This is a genomic window from Kiritimatiella glycovorans (genome assembly GCF_001017655.1).
Taxonomy (GTDB): Bacteria; Verrucomicrobiota; Kiritimatiellia; order Kiritimatiellales; family Kiritimatiellaceae; genus Kiritimatiella; species Kiritimatiella glycovorans.
Map to the genome: position 1 here is coordinate 2,661,186 of NZ_CP010904.1, position 14,545 is coordinate 2,675,730.

Here is a 14,545-nt window from a genome sequence, read left to right on the forward strand (position 1 = left end):
CTTCGTTTAAGGGTTCCAGAGATAATAGAGCCGCGGGGAGCTGATCCGGGCCAGGCGGTCGATGCCCAGCCGCGACTCCATCCGGCCGAACAGGGCCGCCAGCCCCCGCGGCATCTCGTAACGCACCACGTAGAGTTCCTCCGCGCCCAGCAGTCCGGCGGCCGCGTTCACGGCGTGCTCCCAGTAGCCGATCTCGTCGATCAGCCCGTTCTCTTTCGCCGTGCGCGCGGGAAAGACGCGGCCGTCGAGAAGGTCGAGATTCTCGAATCCGCGCGCTTCCATGACGATCCCCGCAAAGCGGCGGTAGGCGTCGTCGACCAGCTTTTGAAGGATCTCCACGTCCTCTTCCTGCACCTCGCGGAACGGGTTCAAAAGATCCTTGTGCCGGCCGGAGGTGATCGTCACGTCCTCCACCCCGATCTTCTCGGACAGGCCGCGCACATTCAGACTCTGGAACAGGACCCCGACCGAGCCGACGATCGAGGTGGGTTCGGCGATCAGACGGTCGCCGGCCATGGCCACGTAGTAGGCGCCCGAAGCCGCCATGTCGCGGACGAAAATCACGACCTTTCTCTCCGGCGTGCTTTCGCGGAAACGTCGCAGGGCCATGTACAGCTCGTCGCTCGCGGTAACCGCGCCTCCCGGTGAGTCCACCTCGAGGATGATCGCCTCCACATCCCCGTCGTTCTGCGCCGTCCTGATCTGCGCCAGCACCGATTCGACCATGCCCGCGGCTTCGAACAGCCCCCCCTGTCCCCCGCGCATGATCGGCCCCATGAGGGGAATACGCGCGACCTTGGTCTCGCCGTAGCCGTAGGACCACCGTTCGCGCAATCGAGGCTCCTGGTCGACGGGATACTTCGCCGTCAGCGATTCGCCTCCGCCCGCGCTCATCCCCGCCAGCAGCCCCAGGTTCACGGCGCCGCTCATCAGCAGAAAAAAGGCCAGCATCGCCACCGTGATCCAAAGTCCCAGAGTACTCTTTCCTCGCCGTCCACTCATGTGATGCTCCATTCGATGCGGGCACTATAACGCAACGCGCGAAAGACTTGAAGGAGGGTTATTCCTGGATTTTTGTGAAACTGCCGGAATCGCAAAGATGGATGAGGATAGCGTAGGCAAAGAGATCGTGCTCCCTCGAAGGAAGAAATTACCTGGCGACCTTGGCGGCTTGGCGAGAGAAAAACGGGTTGAAGTCACTTCAGCGGACGGAGTGCCGCCGCTGACAAATACACAAGACATGACTCTCGCCAAGGCGCAGAGATCGCAAAGATGAATGAGAAGAGCAGAGGCAAAGAGATCGTGCGCTCTCTCTTGCGTTCGTAGTAGGCCCGCAGACCCGCGAAGCGGGGCCAGGGCCGTTATCTTTCACGCTCCTGGCCTGCCGGGGCAGGCTTGCGGCGCTACTACGAACGATATCCCGCACCTTCACATCGTCGCCGCAACGTGCTAAAGCATACCCATGCGGACGGAAAAAGACGGTTTAGGAACCCGGGAGGTGCCGGACGATGCGCTCTTCGGCATCCATACGCTGCGTTCGATGGAAAACTTCGGTTCCGCCGGCGCGAAGCTGCCGCTCGAACTGATCTATGCCATGGCGCGCATCAAACGGGCCTGCGCCCGGGCCAACCGCGGTCTCGGTCTTCTGGAAAAGGACACGGCGGAGGCGATCCAGAAGGCCTGCGACGCCGTGCTGGCGGGGGGGCACGACGACCAGTTTCCGGTCGATGTCTTCCAGGCGGGCTCCGGCACCTCCTCGCACATGAACCTCAACGAGGTGCTCGCCAACCTCGCGGCGATCGAACTCGGCGGCGCGCCGGGCGACCGCGACCGCGTCCATCCCAACGACGACGTCAACCGGGGGCAGTCCACCAATAATGTCTTCCCCTCCGCGATCCGCGTGGCGGTGGTCCTGGGCCTTCCGGAGCTCGACCGCGCAGCGGAGCACCTCGAAGAGGCGCTCGAAGAACGCGCCCGGGCCTTTGCGGGCGTAAGGAAGAGCGGCCGCACTCATCTGCAGGATGCGGTGCCGATCACGCTCGGCATGGAATTCGCGGCCTGGGCGCGCGCCGTGCGCAAGGATCGCGGAAGGCTGGACGCGGCGGCGGAACCGCTGCGCGAACTCGGCGTCGGCGGCAACGCGGTCGGCACGGGACTCAACACCCCGCACGCCTTCCGGGAGAAGATCCTGGCGGCGCTGAACGAAGATACCGGCGGGCATTTCGCGGTCGCGGAAGACGGCGTGGAGGCGACCCAGTTCCTGACCGACGCGGGGGCGTTCTCGGGCGCGCTGCGCGCCTTCGCGCACGACCTCCTGAAAATCGTCAACGACCTGCGCCTGCTGAGTTCGGGCCCCCGCACCGGGCTGGGCGAGATCACCCTGCCGGCCGTGGAGCCGGGATCCTCGATCATGCCGGGCAAGCTGAACCCCAGCATCTGCGAAGCCGCGAACATGGCCTGCATGCAGGTGCTGGGACTGGACCATGCCGTATCGCTCGCCTGCGGCGCCGGTCAGCTCGAACTCAACACTCATATGCCGCTGGTCGGTGCCAACCTCATAACCTCAGCCCGCATCATCCGGCGGATCTGCACGGCCCTGGCGGACCGCTGCATCCGGGGCATTGAAGCCAACGAGGCGGTCTGCCGCCGCAATTTCGAGCAAAGCGCGGGGCTGGCGACGGTGCTCAACCCGGTGCTCGGCTACGACCGCGTATGCGAACTGGTGCGCGAATCGGTGGCCTCCGGTCGCCCGATGTCCGAACTGGTTTCGGAAAAGGGTCTGATGAGTGACGTGGAATGGCAGCGGCTCGTCGAGGCCTCGACCGGCCCCTCCGACTGACCAAGAACCGGCACCGAATAAACAGGAGGCGAGAATGCACGATTTCATCACGTTCGTGCGTTACGCGCACCTCGAGATGTCGACCGCAGTCGTCATCGCGTTCGTGCTCAGCATGACGGTCTGTCTGCTCTTCCGGGCGAGCCGATTCGGACTGATTCTGGCCTACCTTTTCGCTCTGCGCATGGGGGGAAACTTCATGTCCGAGTACTTCGGCCCCGAGTATTTCCCGTACCTGTTTATCTACAGCATGCTCGGGCTGGCGGTGTTTTTCATCGGCTTGTACCTGGCGTGGACTTCGGAGTGAGGGACCGCGGATGGTATCCGGTTGTCCGGTAATGGGTTTCCGAGTCGCCGGGTTGTTGGCGCACGCAAGGTGGGGCGGTTCCGATGTACAGCAGAAGGCCGTCCGCAAAAGAGCGGCGCGCTCGGAGAGCACGCCCTGCCCGGGAGACGCAAGCCGAACCAGGGCGTGATTCGATTTCATTAGCGCCCATCAGCGGTTCTCCTTCTTCCTGAACCGCGAACTGACGCGAATATTTATGCCCGCCGGCGGGGAGTCACTACGAAACACGTTCTCTATCCCGATCCCCGCAGGGATTCTTGCGCAGGTGTCAGGCTTCCTCTGCCCCCCTACAGTCTCAGTCGCTTGAACACCGGCTCGGGGATCATCCGGATCACGAGCATGATCCACCTCCAGATCCACTTCACGTAGATCACGTCGCGCCGTCCGTCGAGGGCTTTGAGCACCGCGTCGGCGACGTCGTCCGGGTCTGCGGTAAGCGCATCGGGCAGGTCCATTCCGGCGGTCATCCGGGTGCGCACGTAGCCGGGCTTCACGGTGAGCACGCGCACGCCGGCGGGGAAGAGGCGGTTACGGAGGCCGGAGAGGTAGGCGCTGAATCCGGCCTTGGCGCTGCCGTAGTGGGCGTTCGAGCCCCTCCCCCGGTCACCGGCCACCGAGCTGATCCCGACGATCGCTCCCGTTCCGGCCTCTTTCATCGACGCCGCGGCGCGGTCCAGCACCGACACGGCTCCGGCGTAATTTGTATCCACGATCCTGTGCGCCTCGGCGGGATCGTTTTCCGCGGCGTCCTCGTCGCCGAGACAGCCGAATACGCAGACTGCGGTATCCGGCGCGACGGGCAGCGCGGCGTACCATTCCGGATGCGCCTCGCGGTCGAGGGCGTCGAACTGCACGGCATCGACCTCTGCGCCGGAGCGGATGCGCAGGTCCTTCACGTCGTCCTCCAGCCGCGCCGGGTCGCGCGCGGCGAGCATCAGCCGGCATCCGCGCCCGGCACAGGCGCGGGCGAGGGCCCGCGCGATGTCGGAGGTCGCCCCCAGGATCAGCACGTTCTTCATGGTGTCCGCCTTCCGGTGTTTAATCCGTCAACCCGATCCGGTCCGACTGCAGCGACGCAAGCCGCGTACCCCCTTCGTGGAGCATCGCGAGCGCCCGGCGGTACGAAGCCGCGGCGGGATACGTCTTCATGAACATGGCGCGGCTCATGCGCGCATCCTTGGCGAGATAGAGCCGGCCGCCGTACTCCGCGACCATGGCGTCGAGTTCGTCGAGCAGCGGGAACAGCGCGGGCCGGATCGCGAAATCGAGCGCCAGCGTGTAGCCCTCCATCGGGAACGAAAGCGGGTCGTCCTGCGGGCCGAAAAGCTTCAGCACGGCGAGGAACGAGCCCATCCCGCTCTTCGCGATGCGGTGCAGGATGCGTTCCAGTCCCGCGCGCCCCGCGGCCTTCGGCAGGACGAACTGGTACTGGGTGAAGCCGCGCGAGCCGTAGATGCGGTTCCAGTTGCGGACGGCATCGAGCGGATAGAAAAAGCGGTTATAATCAGTGATCCGCAACCGGCGGTTGGCGATCATGCGATGGTAATAGGCAAAATTGAACGCCTTCATCGTCAGCCGGTTCAGGGCGAAATTCGGGAAGGTGAACGGCACATTCATCTCGCGGCCCGGTTTGAGCGACAGCGGTGCGCGCCGTTCGCGCTCGGTGGGCAGTTCCGCGGCGCCGGCGTGTTCCCCGCGCATCATCAGGCTCCGCCCCAGGCGGGCTCCCGTGCTCAGGCAGTCGATCCAGGCGACCGAGTGCGTCCAGCCGGATGATTCCTCGAAGAGGTCCATGATCGCCGCCAGGTTCGGAGCACGGATCGTCTCCTCGCGGATGTAGGCCGATTCCACCGGCCGCAGGCGGAACGAGGCGGAGAGAATGACCCCGGTCAGCCCCATCCCGCCGCAGGTCAGCCGGAAAAGATCGGCGTTCTCGCTGCGCGAGCAGCGCTTCACGGAACCGTCCGGAAGCATGATCTCCAGTTCGCGCACATGGCGGCTGAAACTGCCGTCGACATGGTGGCTCTTGCCGTGAACATCGGCGGCGATCGCGCCGCCGACCGTGATCCGTTTGGTGCCGGGCGTGACGGGCAGAAACCAGCCGCGGGGCACGAAGACGTCGAGGATGTCGGACAGCAGGACGCCCGACTGGCAGCGCAGTTCACCGGTGGCTTCATCGAAGGAGAGCAGCCGGTTGTAGCGGAGGGTGGAGATCATGGCGGGCGCGAGGGCGGAGTCGCCGTAGCAGCGCCCGTTGCCGCGGGGAATCGCCGAGTCCAGACCCGACAGCGTCTCCGCGAGCTGCCCGGCGTCCTCGAACTCGTGCATCGCGGCTTCGACCGACGGATAGCGGCCCCAGTTGGATATTCTCGGCACGGCTGACCTCCGCGACGGACGGTAACAGGACGTCCCCTTGTCAGCAAGAAGACAGAAGGCTATATTGAATCCGTCATGGCTGCGGTGGAAATCAACTGCCCCGCCTGCGGGCGTGAAACCCTGCTCCGGCGCGAACCGTGCTTCGAGGGTCTGCGCAAGACCGGCGAAGCGCTGAGTTGCGCGTCCTGCGGCCACCTGTTTGCGGACGAGAGCCAAATCCCCTACAAGAGCGCCCCGCAGACCCCGGAACTGTTCGACGAATCCGACCGCTCGCCCGCGGCGGATGTGTTTGACGGCGACGAGACCCGCCGGTTATGCCGTCACTGCGCCCACTACACCGTGAACCCCTTCCTCCAGTGGTGCGCACAACACCGCCGGGAGGTCGAGGCCACGGACACCTGCCCCGATTTCGAGGACGGCGGCGGAAAGGACGAAGAGGAATGATAAACGGTGTCGAACGTTCCCCCGTACCGCTGCCGCGCCAGCGCCTGGCGGAAGCCGAATGGCGGCACCAGCGCGAGCGGCTGGTCGACCATCCCGGTCTTCTGCGCGCGCTCGACTCCGTGCCGGACATGATCCTGGTGGTCAACGACCGACGCCAGTGTCTGCACGCCAACCGCGCCTTCCGTGATTTTCTCGCGGATGAAGTCGGGGACCCCGACGCCCTCCGGGGGCGGCGCCCCGGGGAGATCCTTGGCTGCATCCACCGCGACGAAGGTCCGGACGGGTGCGGCACCTCCTCCTTCTGCCGCTACTGCGGCGCGGCGCGCTCGATGGCGCGGTGCGACGCCGAAAACGCGGAGGCGGTCGAGGAGTGTCATCTCCTGCGGCGCAGCAACGGCGAAGAGGTCGCCGTCGATCTGCGGGTCTGGTCCAGCCCGCTGGTGGTCGACGACGAACGCTTCACGCTGTTCTCGGCCCGCGACATCAGCGATGAGCACCGGCGCCGGGTCCTCGAACGCATCTTCTTCCACGACATCCTCAACACGGCCGGGGGGTTGCGCGGCGTGGCCGCGGCCCTGGCGGAGTCGCCGCTGCAGGACGCCGAACTGGAGGAGCTGGCACACCTGTTGTGCGAATCCGCCGACGACCTGCTGGAGGAGATCCGCGCCTACAAGACGCTGACCGCGGCCGAGCGGGGCGAGCTGGAGCCCGAGTTCGCGCGGCTCGATCCGGGGGCGGTGACGCGCCGCGTCCACAGACGTCTCGCACAGAGCGAACCCGCCGCCGACAAGACGTTCGATCTGCAGCTCGCGGAGGACGTTCCGGCGATCGTCTCCGACGCCTCGCTGCTGGGACGGGTCCTCACCAACCTGTCCAAGAACGCCCTGGAGGCCTCGGGCGCCGGGGACGCCGTACGCGTCGAACTGTCCGCGGCGCCCGGCGGCGGGGTCTGCTGGAGCGTGCGCAACCCCGCCGTCATGTCCGAAGAGGTCAAGGCCGGGGTCTTCAAGCGCTCTTTCTCCACGAAAGGCTTGAACCGCGGTCTGGGCACCTACAGTATCAGGCTCCTCACCGAGTCGTACCTGAAGGGCGAAGTGGATTTCACGTCGACCGAGGAAGAGGGAACGGTATTCCGGCTCGCGTTGCCGGCCGGACCGGACGGCCGGGGGGCGGGCTGATACGAAGGGACACGGATCATGAGCGAGAAAAGACTCACCCGCAAACGCGTGGTGGTGACCGGCGGGGCGGGTTTTCTGGGCTCGCATCTCTGCGAGCGGCTGCTGAACGAGGGGCACGACGTACTCTGCGTGGACAATTTATTCACGGGGCGTAAAGACAACGTGCTGCACCTCATGGACCACCCGCTCTTCGAGCTGATGCGCCATGACATCACCTTCCCCCTCTACCTCGAAGCGGACGAGATCTACAACCTGGCCTGTCCCGCCTCGCCGATCCACTATCAGTTCGATCCCGTGCAGACGACGAAGACCAGTGTCCACGGCGCGATCAACGTTCTGGGTCTCGCCAAGCGCGTCGGCGCCCGGGTGCTTCAGGCCTCGACCAGCGAGGTCTACGGCGATCCGCAGGTTCACCCCCAGACCGAATCCTACTGGGGCCACGTGAACCCGGTCGGTCCGCGCGCATGCTACGACGAGGGCAAACGCTGTGCGGAGACGCTGTTCTTCGACTACCGCCGCGAATATTCGATGCCGATCAAGATCCTGCGCATCTTCAACACCTACGGACCGCGCATGCACCCGCAGGACGGGCGCGTCGTCTCCAATTTCATCGTCCAGGCCCTGCACCACGAACCGATCACGATTTACGGCGACGGGTCTCAGACGCGTTCTTTCTGTTACGTGGACGACCTGGTCGAGGCGATGATCCGGCTGATGGACACCCCGGACGAAGTCACCGGGCCGGTCAATGCCGGCAATCCCGTCGAGACCCCCATCCTCGCGCTCGCGGAGAAGATTATCGCCGCCGTCGGCTCCAAATCGGAAATCCGGATGCACCCCCTGCCCGCCGACGATCCCCGGAAACGCCGGCCCGACATCTCGCTGGCGAAGGAGCTTCTGGACTGGGAGCCGGAAGTCGACCTCGACACGGGTCTGGAGCGGACGATCGAATACTTCCGCGAGCTGCTGGCGTAGCGTTTGCGCACAGCTCAGGGGGAGGTTGAACCCGGGCGTCTGCCCGGATCGATTTTCAGCACGAGGTCCTGCACGCTCCCGTCGTTCACGTAACGCCGCACCTTTTCCAGCAGCGGTCCCTTGCCGAACCTCGACAGCTCACTCATCCACATGGGGTGGTCGACATAGACTACGAGGCGGTCGCCCTCCAGGCGGCCGGGGCGGGTATGATCCGCCACGGGGCGGCCGGCGATTTCCGCCCAGTCCTCGTGCAGCCGGCTTACGCGAAAGGCGTCCTCGAGCCCCATCCCGCCGAGTACGGGCGCGAGCACTTCATCGACGCGCTTGGTATGGCGGAGCGGTTCGGGCGGCCGCGGCGCGCTGATCCGCAGGCGTTCCCGCTGCATGCGCCAGTAATCGGGCCGGTAGCTCCTGCGTCGTTCAGGTTCCTCTTTCACGCCGGTATCCCCGACTTCGACCGTTGCACCCGGATCTCTCCGGGCGGATTTCACTTCGCCGCCGTCCGTCCGGAGGCATCGGCCGTATCGATGGCGTTCCGGTAAATGGTCTCCAGCCGCTCCGCGACGTTGGAAATCGCGTGCGGCCGGACCTTTTCCGCGGCGCCCTGCCGCATCGAATCCATCAGCGCGCGGTCTTCGACGAGTGCGTTCATCAGTCCGGCCATCCGGCCCGCGTCGTCCGGACGGAACAGATATCCATTGACGCCGTGTTCGACCAGCTCCGGGATGCCTCGCGAGCGCGGGCCGATGATCGGCAGGCCGAAGGCCATCGCTTCCAGCAGACTGACCGGCTGGTTCTCGGTTTTGCTCGCGGTGATGAAGGCATCGCCCAGCCGCGGGATATTATCGGCGATCAGCCGGTCGTGGGTCACGCGTCCGACGCGCACGACGGCGGATTCGATCCCGGCCCGCGGGATCAGCCGGTCGAGTTCCCGGTTCGCGCTGCCGTCGCCGACAATCACAAATCGGGCGTGCTTATGTTTCAGGTACACCTGCCGGAAGGCCTCTACGGCCACATCGAGCGACTTTTCACCCGAGACCCTTCCGATGTAGATAAAGTTGAAGGTATCCCGGATCCCGTATTGCTCTCTCAGTGCGGCGATCTCTTCATCGGCGCGCAGTTCGGGTTCGCGGATGCCGTTGGAAATCACCGTCGGCTCCCACTTGAGGCCCTTGAGCATCAGGAACCGCTTGACCGTGCGCGAGGGGCTGATCACCGCGTTGCAGCGATTGAAAAAGGTGATCGAGTACTTCCACATCATCTCCTTGGTGAGCCTCGTATCGGGCATGTAGAAGTGGCGCAGGTATCCCGGTTCGGCGTAAAAGGTGTGGAACGTACCGATCACGGGGACGTTCCGGATCCGGGACTGGAGAAGCCCCTCCCAGCCGCAGCCCCACTCGGTGTGCACATGAATCAGTTCCGGACGGAATTCGCGCACGGTCTGGTAGGCCGGAAAAAACGAGGGTACGGCGATGTTCAGGTCCGGAAACTTGCGCGTGGGGATGCTGATCGGGAGATCGTGGATGCGCGCTTCGGGATGCATCTCGTTGAGCGCATCTCCGCCGGCATCCTTCATCGGCCGCGGCCTGAAGATCGTCACTTCGTGGCCGCGCTTGACCAGCTCATTGGCCTGATTGATCACGGCGAAACTCACGCCGGACACCCGCGGCAGAAAACTGTCTGTAAACATGCAGATACGCATGGGTCGGAAATCTCCTCTCGGCCCGTGACGGTTCCGTTAAGAATCGGGATCAGAATACAGGATTATGCGTCCCGCTCAATCCCCTTCCGCCCCGGGCAGCGTGGTCCTCAGAGCCTGACCGCCCCCCTCGAGGGGCTGGATCGTGTAGGTCCCCGTCGAGGCGGGAATCAGCAGCGATTCGCCCCCGTGCCAGCGCGTCGTCCCGCCGGCGGTCCTCACGCGGGCCTCCCCGTCCGGAAGAAACCAGGCGTGAAACGTCGTCCCGTCCGTCTGCAGCGTGATCTCGGCGTCGAGCCTGAAGCGGTCGAGACGGAAGTAGGGCGAGCGGCAGATCCTGTCGCCGGCGGTGCCGTGTTCGGTGAAGGGCCGCGAAGTGCAGCGCGGATCGTCTTCGTCCCCGAAGTCGATGACCTCCAGCGCCTGTTCGAGGTGAAGCTCTCTCGGGCGGCCGTCGTGCCCCACCCGGTCCCAGTCGTAGACGCGATAGGTGGTGTTGCTGTTCTGCTGAATCTCGAGCAGCAGGCAGCCGCGGCCGATGGCGTGTACCCGTCCGCCGGGGACCCATACGGCTTCGCCGGCGGCGGCGGGCACGCGGCGCAGCACGTCGGCGAGCCGTTGTTCCCGCACGGCGGCCAGGAAGTTCTCGCGTCCGGTCCCGGGGGCCAGCCCGCAGTACACGCCGGCCTCGCGATCGCCCTCGAAAAAATACCACATTTCCGTCTTGGGGTCGCCGCCCGAGCGCGCGGCGCTCCGGTTATCGGGATGGACCTGGACGCTGAGCACGTCGCGGGCGTCGATCAGCTTGATCAGCAGCGGGAACCCGTCCTCCGGCGCGGCGCTTCCCAGCAGGTCGCGGCCGTACACGGCGACCAGTTCGTCCAGCCCGCGCCCCGCCAGCGGACCCTCGCGGACCACGCTCAGGCCGTCCGGATGCGCCGAGATCTCCCACGACTCCGCCGCGCGGCCGCCCGGCAGATCACGGTTGAATCGCGAGGCGAGGCGGTCGCCCCCCCATAGGTAGTCCTTGTAGACCGGCCTGAATTTCAGCGGATACAGCTCACTCACGGCAAAATCCCCTCTTTCGTCATCCATTCCCGCGCCACGGCGCGCTCGTCGCGATGATGGATATCGACCTCGGAATTGAGTTCGCGGATGGTCTCCGTGTCGAGATGCTCCGCAAGGGGGGCGAGGGCTTCGCGAATGCCGCCGTACTGTTCCAGCGCCGCTTCGCGCACCACCGGCGCGGGGTTATACACGGGGAAGAAATCGCAATCGTCCTCCAGGGTAACGAAATCGAACGCCGCGATGCGGCCGTCCGTGGCGAACCCCATCGCCACGTCGAGCTGGCCGTCGCGGAGTGCCTTGTAGACGAGGCCGGTGGACATCTTCCGGATCTGTCCGTAGGGCACGCGGAACCCGCAGGTTTTCATCAGCCGCTTGAATCCGTCGGGTCGTTCCCAGAATTCGCTGTTCATCCCGAACGCCAGGTCCTGCGGGTGGTTCTGCACGTGCGAGGCCAGGGCGGAAATCGTGTCGATCCCCTTCTCCTCCGCCTCCGCCCGGCGCATGATCAGCGTATAGGTGTTGTTGAACGGGAGCGGATCGAGCCAGACCAGCCCTTTCTTCGCGTCATGCTTGCGGACCCATTCCAGCACCCGCTCGCGGTCGGTCATGACCGAGCGGTCCTTCTTCTTGTAATAAACCGTGTAGGCCGTGCCCGAGTACTCGTAGTAGAGGTCGAAGGCCCCGTTGATCAGCGACTTCCGCGCCAGCGACGATCCGACCCCCGTCCGCAGATCCACTTCGTACCCCGCGTCCTCCAGCAGGAGCGCCGCCATCTCGGCCAGCAGGAACTGCTCCGTAAAATTCTTGCCGCCGACCACGATCGGTTCAGCCGCAACCGCGGCGGCGAACATCCCGCTCGCCACCATGACCCCTATCATCCAGCGTTTCATGCTTCATCTCCCTTTGCCCTCATTTTCGGATCAAAGCGGAGATACTGCAAGGGAAGAGGTCGGATACCCGAAGCGGTCACAGAGGATGCCGGGGTCGGGAGGGGAGACGACAAACGTTCGTAGTAGCGCCGCACGCCTGCCCCCCCGGCAGGCCAGGCGCGTGAAAGATAACGGCCCTGGCCCTGCTTCGCAGGCCTGCGGGCCTACTACGAACGCAAGAGAGAACGCACCATTTCTTTGCCTGTGCTCTTCTCATTCATCTTTGCGATCTTTGCGCCTTGGCGAGAGACCTTTCTTGTGTTTCCGACCACGGATTACGCCGATGAGGCGGATGGGATTTCGAAATCCGAATCGAAGTCGAAATCGGGATGCAGAGAGAACATAATTCGTACTCGAGTTCCTTGAACCGGGGGAGTGGGATCGCGCCTGCGGCGCTCCGAGTACGAGTGCGAGTACGAATTATGTTCACCCCTTCATGCTCTTCATGACCTTCATGGTGAATCCCTATCTTTCCCGCCGGCGGTTATTCCCCGGTCCTTTCCCTGAGCCACTTGATATTGCGCCGGATGGAGCGGGAGGGACGGGCGTCGGCGGCGCGGAGGAACGCTTCGAGGGCCTCGCGGTAGCGGCCCGCCTTTTTCAGTTCCATGCCGAGTTCCTTGTAATAGTGCTCGTTTTCGACGCGCTTGATCTCCGCGGCCTCCACCATATATTCGAAGCCGCGCTGTTTATTGCCGAGAAAGACATGGACGCGGCCGAGGTCCATCAGAATCTCGGCGTTCGGCGGGTTGTCCTTGTGGGCTTCAAACAGCGCGTCGCGCTCGAACTGCGCCCAGTAACGCTTCTGCCCGCGGTCGAGCGTGGAGGTGCGCCGTTCGTGGTAGAGTTCTCCGAGCGCGTAGTGCGCGCGCCAGCTCCGGGGTGAGATGGTGCTCGCGGTCCGGTAGTGTTTCACCGCCGTCTCGTACTCCCGCGCCCGGGCCGCGCGATCACCCGCATGGCGCACCAGCCCCGAGACGCCGTACTGGAGGGCGAAGAAGAGTCCGATCAGCGAAGCGACGATCCCCGCAGCGAGCAGGATGCGCCGTTCCAGCTTCGGAAGGCTCCGGCGGCGGAGCGCGAGCGCGGGGCCCGCCGCGATGCCCGCGAGCAGGGCCATGACCTGCGGATTGGCGTACATCTGGAAATTGAAATCGAACATCGCATGGACCAGCGTGCCGGAGAGCATCGCCAGCGCCGCGGCGATCAGCGCGGCGGGCGCGCCGGGCGGCGCGCGGCGCAGGAGACGGATGAAGGCGGCATACCCCCAGACGATCGCGAAGAGAAAGATCCCGAGACCGATCCAGCCGCACTCGGCGATCAGGTTGAAGTACTCGCTGTGCGCGAAGCGGGCCATCTTGGGCTGGGATCCCGTCCCGCGATCCCAGTAATGGCGATAGTCCGGGATGATCCATTCATACGTGCGGAGACCGTGACCCGCCCAGGGGTGATCGGCATGCATCCGCAGGGTGTCGGCTATCAGCATGGGGCGAAATACATGCTCGCGAGACACCAGCGCCGCGGCGATCGAACGCATATCCTCGTCCGAACCTTCGGCATCGCCGACATGCTCCTCCGCTTCTTTTGAAGTCTGCCAGGCTTCATAGAGGTCGGTGGCGTAGGCGACAACCTTTCCGCCGCGCTCTCGAAATTCGGGAGAGACCTGCCACAGCCCGTAGAGTCCCGCACCCATGAGGAAAGGCGCGAGGAGTGCGGCGAGGATGAATCCCTTCCAGCTCCGGCGGAGGATCAGGAAGCACGGCGTCGCGACGACCGCCGTGATCGCGCCGAGCCAGCCCGCACGCGACTGCGTGAGGTGCAGGGCCCACGTACACGGCACGAGCGCACCCAGCGCGAGCAGGCGCAGCGGCCAGCCCGCCGCTCTGAGGAAAGGCAGCACCAGCGCAAAGGGAAGCAGCAGGCTCAGGTAATCCGCGAGGTGATTCGGGCATCGGTAGGTCCCGTTGGCGCGCTCGCCGTACTGCGTCTCCTCCCAGAGGACCATGTTGCCGTCGGTTACATCCTGCACGATCCCATAGATGGAAATTCCAACCGCCACGGCCATCAGCAGGAATAGCATCCAGCGTCCGCGCCGGAAATCACGCAGCAGGTTCGTCCATGCCCAGTAAGCCCCGAGAAAGGTCCCGATGCGGAGATAGCCGATCTGCGTCTCGTACGGGATGCGCGAGGTGAACAGGAAAAGGCCGCTGACCAGGAACAGCGCGGTCCACACGACTGCGGCGGGCGGGACGCGGAACACCTCGTCGATCTGCTCCGGATCCCGGCGCAGGCGCGAGAGAAAAAACAGCGCGACGCCCAGCATCGACGCCATCACGAACGGCGCCACCGACCAGATATGCGTGTCGGATCCGCCGAAGAGCACCGGCGCGCCCAGGGGGGGCAGCGCGAGCAGGCACCATACCAGCCCCGTGAGCACGCGAATGACCCCGGCCTCGCTGTTTTCACTGTCGCGGTTCATCATCGATTCGCACTTTTTACCCGCCATCGGGCGGTACAGACAAGAGAGAAGAGGAGCCCGTCAAAGGCCACTAAAGGGCACAAGGGGGCACAAAGATGAATGAGAAGAGCACAGGCAAAGAGATCGTGCGTTCACTCTCCCGCTCGTAGCAGGCCCGCAGGCCCGCGCAGCGGACCAGGGCCGTTATCTTCACGCGCCTGGCCTGCCGGGGGCAG

General features: G+C 64.9%; 13 protein-coding genes. 5 read left to right on the forward strand and 8 right to left on the reverse strand.

Annotated features, from left to right (window positions below):
* Positions 1–6: 6 nt before the first annotated feature.
* Positions 7–1,002 carry a signal peptide peptidase SppA gene (gene sppA / locus L21SP4_RS11055; RefSeq protein WP_160300816.1) on the reverse strand — a complete coding sequence of 332 codons (996 nt, stop codon included), beginning with the start codon at positions 1,000–1,002 and terminating at the stop codon, positions 7–9.
* 460 nt (positions 1,003–1,462) lie between these two features.
* Between sppA and L21SP4_RS11060 the strand changes: the two genes are divergently transcribed.
* Both L21SP4_RS11060 and L21SP4_RS11065 read left to right on the forward strand, forming a co-directional pair.
* The gene (locus L21SP4_RS11060) at positions 1,463–2,839 is read left to right on the forward strand and encodes an aspartate ammonia-lyase (protein WP_074041483.1); all 1,377 of its coding nucleotides are present in this window, start codon (positions 1,463–1,465) and stop codon (positions 2,837–2,839) included.
* A 34-nt stretch (positions 2,840–2,873) separates the two neighbouring features.
* A complete protein-coding gene (locus L21SP4_RS11065) occupies positions 2,874–3,143 on the forward strand; it encodes a hypothetical protein (RefSeq protein WP_052882705.1) in 270 nt (89 codons plus the stop codon).
* A 326-nt stretch (positions 3,144–3,469) separates the two neighbouring features.
* On the opposite strand, the gene L21SP4_RS11070 is transcribed toward L21SP4_RS11065, so the two are convergent.
* Positions 3,470–4,201, reverse strand: a complete 732-nt coding sequence (locus L21SP4_RS11070; protein ID WP_052882706.1) for an SDR family oxidoreductase — start codon at positions 4,199–4,201, stop codon at positions 3,470–3,472.
* A 19-nt stretch (positions 4,202–4,220) separates the two neighbouring features.
* Positions 4,221–5,558 carry an FAD-binding oxidoreductase gene (locus tag L21SP4_RS11075; protein WP_096335079.1) on the reverse strand — a complete coding sequence of 446 codons (1,338 nt, stop codon included), beginning with the start codon at positions 5,556–5,558 and terminating at the stop codon, positions 4,221–4,223.
* Positions 5,559–5,633: 75 nt separating this feature from the next.
* Between L21SP4_RS11075 and L21SP4_RS13175 the strand changes: the two genes are divergently transcribed.
* From L21SP4_RS13175 to L21SP4_RS11090, 3 genes are read left to right on the forward strand one after another with little or no spacing between them, the layout of a single operon-like run.
* Complete coding sequence (locus tag L21SP4_RS13175) at positions 5,634–6,002, forward strand: hypothetical protein (protein WP_052882707.1); 369 nt, start codon at positions 5,634–5,636, stop codon at positions 6,000–6,002.
* Positions 5,999–7,180 carry an ATP-binding protein gene (locus L21SP4_RS11085; RefSeq protein ID WP_052882708.1) on the forward strand — a complete coding sequence of 394 codons (1,182 nt, stop codon included), beginning with the start codon at positions 5,999–6,001 and terminating at the stop codon, positions 7,178–7,180. Before L21SP4_RS13175 ends, L21SP4_RS11085 begins: the two co-directional genes overlap by 4 nt.
* An 18-nt stretch (positions 7,181–7,198) precedes the next feature.
* Entirely contained in the window at positions 7,199–8,155 is a 957-nt protein-coding gene (locus L21SP4_RS11090) for a UDP-glucuronic acid decarboxylase family protein (protein WP_052882709.1), read from the forward strand.
* 14 nt (positions 8,156–8,169) lie between these two features.
* Here L21SP4_RS11090 and L21SP4_RS11095 read toward each other — a convergent pair whose 3' ends face one another.
* From L21SP4_RS11095 to L21SP4_RS11115, 5 genes are all read right to left on the reverse strand, one after another.
* Positions 8,170–8,592 carry a DciA family protein gene (locus tag L21SP4_RS11095; RefSeq protein WP_201774634.1) on the reverse strand — a complete coding sequence of 141 codons (423 nt, stop codon included), beginning with the start codon at positions 8,590–8,592 and terminating at the stop codon, positions 8,170–8,172.
* Positions 8,593–8,642: 50 nt separating this feature from the next.
* Positions 8,643–9,857: a glycosyltransferase gene (locus L21SP4_RS11100; RefSeq protein WP_052882711.1), complete on the reverse strand. Its 1,215-nt coding sequence runs from the start codon at positions 9,855–9,857 to the stop codon at positions 8,643–8,645.
* 75 nt (positions 9,858–9,932) lie between these two features.
* Positions 9,933–10,922 (reverse strand): type I phosphomannose isomerase catalytic subunit, encoded by a 990-nt coding sequence (locus L21SP4_RS11105; RefSeq protein WP_052882712.1) that lies wholly within the window; start codon positions 10,920–10,922, stop codon positions 9,933–9,935.
* Positions 10,919–11,812 (reverse strand): ABC transporter substrate-binding protein, encoded by an 894-nt coding sequence (locus L21SP4_RS11110; protein WP_052882713.1) that lies wholly within the window; start codon positions 11,810–11,812, stop codon positions 10,919–10,921. Before L21SP4_RS11110 ends, L21SP4_RS11105 begins: the two co-directional genes overlap by 4 nt.
* A 523-nt stretch (positions 11,813–12,335) precedes the next feature.
* A complete protein-coding gene (locus tag L21SP4_RS11115; protein WP_160300817.1) occupies positions 12,336–14,333 on the reverse strand; it encodes an O-antigen ligase family protein in 1,998 nt (665 codons plus the stop codon).
* Positions 14,334–14,545 lie beyond the last annotated feature (212 nt).